Source organism: Pseudoalteromonas shioyasakiensis, from assembly GCF_022398475.1.
Lineage (GTDB): Bacteria > Pseudomonadota > Gammaproteobacteria > Enterobacterales > Alteromonadaceae > Pseudoalteromonas.
On sequence record NZ_JAKEVM010000207.1, the window covers coordinates 1 to 5,028 of the forward strand.

A 5,028-nucleotide genomic window follows, 5' to 3' on the forward strand; every position below is an offset into this window, starting at 1 on the left:
TCATTATATTACGCCACCCTAGTGAGGAAAAAGTTACTAAGAACACCGCTAATTTACTGAATTTAGGCTTAGATAACTGCCAAATCATTGCAGGTGAGTCAGAACAAGACTTTTTACAGCTCGCAACATTGCCAAAAGCAACAACTGCGGTACTCTATCCTGCTGATAATGCATTATGTTTAGATGAACACACTGCCACTACAGATGCTTTCAAACAGTCTTTAACTCATTTAATTGTGATTGATGGTACGTGGAAAAAAGCCTACAAAATGCTGCAATTAACTCCAAGCCTTCAGGGGTTTCTGGCTGTGAGTTTTAAGCAAATACCACAAAACAAATACGTCATTCGTAAAGCACCACGCGCAGATAGTTTATCAACTTTAGAAGCAGTGGCTCATAGCCTTAAACTGATTGAAGGCCTTGATGTAACACCGCTATACAGATTATTAGCAGCGCTGGTCGATAAGCAAACCCAACATATGCCAGATGATGTTAAGGCACGCTATTTATAATGCGTGTATCAAAACGGCTTAGTGCCGGTTTTCACCGTCAGGGACCAGATTATCGCTTTGATGATCAGGTCGATTTTGACGATATTCGCAATACCTTTGGTTTTCGTACCATGCTGGTTGGCAATTGGGTTAATAAGCAAGAGAGGCTATTAGCGGCGAATTTAATTTACGATGCCTTAGCTGATCTAGCGCAAATACTGACTTTACCCCCAACGGCAATAGGCCTTAGGGGAAAGCTTAATTTTGCCTTTGGTCATGGTGGCCAAAAAGGTGTGCAGGCTCATTATAATGCTCACAGTCAAACCCTTGCGCTAGCAAAAAATGCCGGTGGTGGCGCTCTGGCCCATGAATGGTTTCATGCGTTTGATCACCATATTTGTCAGCATTTATTTAAGAGCAGAAAGAGTTTGCAATTTTGCTCAGCACTGTGGCTCGAACAGTCACCAGATTTGAGTCATCCACTTAATCAACACTTAAATGAGTTTTACCATCAGGTATTTTTAGACACCTCAGGTGAAAATCCAAATGCGTTCGTGAAGCAATCTATCGCTTTTGATAGGCAAGTAAAGCAACTTTATATGAGTATGCCTGAAGAACTAGCAGCTCGCTGTTTTGAAAAGTGTATTGCCATGCACCCTGATATAAAAAATAGCTTTTTAGTGAGTGGGTTATCGACAAGTGGCTTAATCTACCCAGATGAGCAGCATACAATGCGCTGCTTTTCAGCACTGCTGAATTACTTTAATCAGTTAGGTTCGCTGTTGCATCAAGGCTAATTTCAACTTTCTGCACCTCGCTTATCCAAGCTAAGTAATCATCTGCACAAAGTGGTTTTGAAAAATAATACCCTTGTCCAAAATGGCAGCCATAACTTTGCAGCATTGCTAGGCTTTGCTCATCTTCAATCCCCTCAGCAACAACATGTGCACCCAAAGTAGTGGCGATGTCACAGGTTGCCCGGCAGATACTCTGATCGTTCACTGAAAATGGCAGGTTTAACACAAATTGTTTATCTATTTTCACCTCATCAAAGCCTAGCTGGCTCAGATAAGCAAGCGATGAGTAGCCGGTACCAAAATCATCAATTGCTAGCTTTAAACCGATTAAACGATAGTCATCAAGTGTCGCTTTGATCTTTTTACTTTCCTCCAAAGTTGCAGATTCTGTAAGCTCCAGCATCACAGATTCGGCACGCACTTTTTGCTCATTTAAAATAGTGATTAAAAGCACGGGTAAGTCTTTATTTAATAAATCTTTTGCTGAAATATTAATAGAAATAACGTGATCGGGTATCAGTTTGCAAAACTTCGCTTGCCATTCAATGCCCCTTTCAACGACCCACTCTGTAAGCTGATTGATCACCCCTGCTGACTCTGCAATTGGAATAAATACATCTGGGCTTACTGCACCAAATACAGGATGCTGCCATCGCAGCAATGCTTCACAGCCCACTACTTTGCCTGTTTTCAAACATATCTGCGGCTGAAAGTGTAAGCTGAGTTGGTTCTCATCAATCGCAATTTTAAGTGCAGCAGCAATCGATAACCTTTGCTCAGAAAGGCGTGCAGTTTCTGAATCGAACATGCGCCAACGTTCACCTTGTAAACGCTTTTCAGACATAGCTTGTATCGCACATTGCAAGATTTGTTTCGCGGTATTGCCATGCATCGGGTAATAGGCAACCCCAATATCAACACTATCAACTAAATTAATATCTTCATGGGTGAGCCCTTCTTCAAAGACCCCATGGATCAAACATGCAAACTGCTCTATGTGACTTAGCTCAAGCTCGCCCATAATTAAACAGCCAAACGTACTGTCATCAACGTGAGCAAGCCACGCGCTTCTGCTTGCTTGAATTTCAAGCTTTAGTGCACTCATACTCTGTAGCTGAGTATTTAAGATACTTAATCTTTCATTGATACAAATATTGGCTTGCTCAAAACCAAATGTAGAGCGGGCATTTGAAAGTACATGAGGTTTAAATAATAAAACTGAAAAGTGTTGTTTCTGCGATACTTTCTTCACCATTTGCGCGAGTAAAAACTGCTTATTTGGTAGCTTAGTATCTGCATCATGTAACATGGAGTAGCTAAACGCTGAGATTTGCTGGCGATCTTTTAATAACAGTACGGAACATATCGCAAGTGATGCCATAAGTAAGATGGTGTTATGAACACCATGGTAACCAATGCCAAAGCCATTCCAGATAAATAGACTCAGCACTTGAATAACAATAGTTAAAAGCATAAAAACACGCAGGTGAGTACGGTTGTTTTTACGCTTAATCAAACTATAAAAGATTACAGAAGCAAAGCACAAAAAGCCCAAACAGCTGACTATAAAAAGCCACTGACGATTAAACTGAGGCAATAGTGATGACAACACGGCTGCGCTGAGTAAACAAACCATCATAGCTTGCCAAGCCTTTTTAAACGTAACTTTATAGGTATGGATCGCTAGAAAGTGATATAAAAAATAGCTTATAAAACATAATGCAAACTCATTAACAGGCCATTTTGCTTCCCAGTCTAAACCATCAACAAGATAGTTTATTAACCCGTTATCAATCAAAAATCCGATACAAACCAACACGAAGTACGCATCCAACACTAAGTATTTTGGTTGCTGCGATACAAAAAAATAGACAGCACATACAAACATACATAAAACTAGCACGCCTAAAATTGCGCCATAGCTTAAAATTATTTGATGTAAATTGGTTTCAAATATTTTGGCTGAAACCACCCCAACTTCTATCGTCAGTGCCCTATCGTGCTCAAAGTTAACCAATGCCCAGCGATGGCCCTGGCTATGCTCTATTAACCAGTGCGGTCGAACATTTGATAAGCTTTCGAGTGAAGCGAGTCGCTGATTATTGGTAGCCTGATAGTTTTCATCTAAAAGATAAAATTTAGCCCAGGTTAAATTAGGCTCACCAAGATAAACAACGTAATTATTATTGTCGGGTAGTTGGAATAAATCGATTATTAACCAATGAGATGTTTGCGGGGCAAGGCGAATAGAACTGCTTTCGAGTGCATTCAGCTTTTTAGCATTTTGTAGTGATTGTTCCAAGGATTCACTTAATTTGGCAAGTGGCTCAGCGGAGTCAAGCAGCCAAACTGACGCACTATCACTGGCAGCAAAAGTACTTACGCTGTGTAACAACACACAACACAGAAATACGAGCAATTTTTTTATAACCCGATGGACTTGCTTGCCAATAAAGTGCATTTTAGCTCCGTGCTTTAAACACCAGCTAAAAGTATGGGAGGAATACGCTTAAATTGCCAATTATGCAGGCTTTAATTAGGTAAAAAGTTCAGTAACAAAATGTTATGTGGCCCGAAAGCCACACAAACTCTAATTATTTATTATCATCACTGATACGACTTGCAACCGCCGAATTTTGATCTTTATATTTTGCGTCTTTACGAACGTTGTATGGGTTTTCAGCAGGGCTTGTCATGGTTTCAAAGCTCATGGCACCAATTTTCATCATTGGGCGAAGCGCCAGTGGCAATTTGCCTGAGTTATAAAACTCTAACACGATATTACCAGACCAACCCGGATCAATACGATGTGCTGTAACATGAACCATCAAACCAAGACGTGCTAACGATGAGCGACCGTCTAACCAACCAACAATATCTGCCGGTAATGTAACTTTTTCGTGGGTGATAGCCAGTGCCAATTCACCTGGGTGAAGGAAAAATGCTTCTTCATCAGCCAGCACAATTTCGTCACTCATGATTGATTCCATCGCCTTATTTAACTGATCTTTTGGACCACTTAAGTCAACATAGGCTGCGGTATGATCTTGGAAAACTCGAAACTTGTTGCCCAACCGCAAGTCTACCGTCACACCTGAAATCATTTCTTTACTCGGTGTAGGCTCAATAACAATGCGGCCTTCGTCAATATACTGCTGAATATGGGTATCTGATAATCTCATTTATTATTCTACCTAATACAACTTAAACATATGATTTTAAGTTGAAAAAACACGCTAAGCTCTAGTTGAAACACAACAAAAATCGAGTGTGTATCAGTAAAGCCAAATTGGGTGGCTATAGTGTGCCATATATTACACAAATCATCAGCGTGTTGCGCGAATAATTCTCAACAAAATAAGATAAGCCATCTCAGGTAATAAGATCAGTGTTTTCTGATTTATCTGAAGTACTGAGTTTTGTTTTAATGCCCCGACTATAAGGAGAATGAGGATAAGTTGTTATGGATTACGTCATTTTATCCGTAATAACATTGCCAGCATGCGTTGCCGCTATTTTAATTGCCAAACATTACGCTAAAAAGCACGATTTATGGCATGGCTTTCTCGTTTTTATCGGTTCATTGCTTTTAACTAGCTGGTCGGTGGTGGGCTTAGTTGCAAGCGAAACTTTCTTTTTCCCGCTACCTTCATTACTCACTATTGCCTTTTACTTCTACTGTTTTGGTGAAACCGATATTGTGTTCATGCCTAATTTATTAATTAATCCTGGTATTGCTA

5 protein-coding genes are annotated in these 5,028 nt (G+C 40.1%); 3 read left to right on the forward strand and 2 right to left on the reverse strand.

Translation table 11 applies throughout. The features are described 5' to 3' along the window. Both L1D51_RS20385 and L1D51_RS20390 read left to right on the forward strand, forming a co-directional pair. Positions 1 to 512, forward strand: a 512-nt coding sequence (locus L1D51_RS20385) for a tRNA-uridine aminocarboxypropyltransferase (RefSeq protein ID WP_275669244.1), incomplete at its 5' end; no start/stop codon positions are given. After that, positions 512 to 1,288, forward strand: coding sequence for a CLCA_X family protein (locus L1D51_RS20390; RefSeq protein WP_239964678.1), 777 nt, complete (start codon positions 512 to 514; stop codon positions 1,286 to 1,288). The genes L1D51_RS20385 and L1D51_RS20390, both read left to right, overlap by 1 nt. Here L1D51_RS20390 and L1D51_RS20395 read toward each other — a convergent pair. Both L1D51_RS20395 and dcd read right to left on the reverse strand, forming a co-directional pair. Beyond that, the gene (locus tag L1D51_RS20395; protein WP_239964680.1) at positions 1,254 to 3,749 is read right to left on the reverse strand and encodes an EAL domain-containing protein; all 2,496 of its coding nucleotides are present in this window, start codon (positions 3,747 to 3,749) and stop codon (positions 1,254 to 1,256) included. The two genes, L1D51_RS20390 and L1D51_RS20395, sit on opposite strands and share 35 nt — an antisense overlap. A gap of 133 nt (positions 3,750 to 3,882) precedes the next feature. Beyond that, on the reverse strand, positions 3,883 to 4,470 hold the full coding sequence (dcd, locus tag L1D51_RS20400) for a dCTP deaminase (protein WP_054561256.1): 588 nt from the start codon (positions 4,468 to 4,470) through the stop codon (positions 3,883 to 3,885). A 281-nt stretch (positions 4,471 to 4,751) separates the two neighbouring features. Here dcd and L1D51_RS20405 point away from each other — a divergent pair. Beyond that, a partial coding sequence (locus L1D51_RS20405) for a hypothetical protein (RefSeq protein WP_239964681.1) occupies positions 4,752 to 5,028 on the forward strand: 277 nt, incomplete at its 3' end.

Bases quoted from the DNA above. Each gene is read 5' to 3' on its own strand.
- L1D51_RS20390 (WP_239964678.1), top strand. From the start codon at position 512: ATGCGTGTATCAAAACGGCTTAGTGCCGGTTTTCACCGTCAGGGACCA.
- L1D51_RS20395 (WP_239964680.1), bottom strand. From the start codon at position 3,749: ATGCACTTTATTGGCAAGCAAGTCCATCGGGTTATAAAAAAATTGCTC.
- dcd (WP_054561256.1), bottom strand. From the start codon at position 4,470: ATGAGATTATCAGATACCCATATTCAGCAGTATATTGACGAAGGCCGC.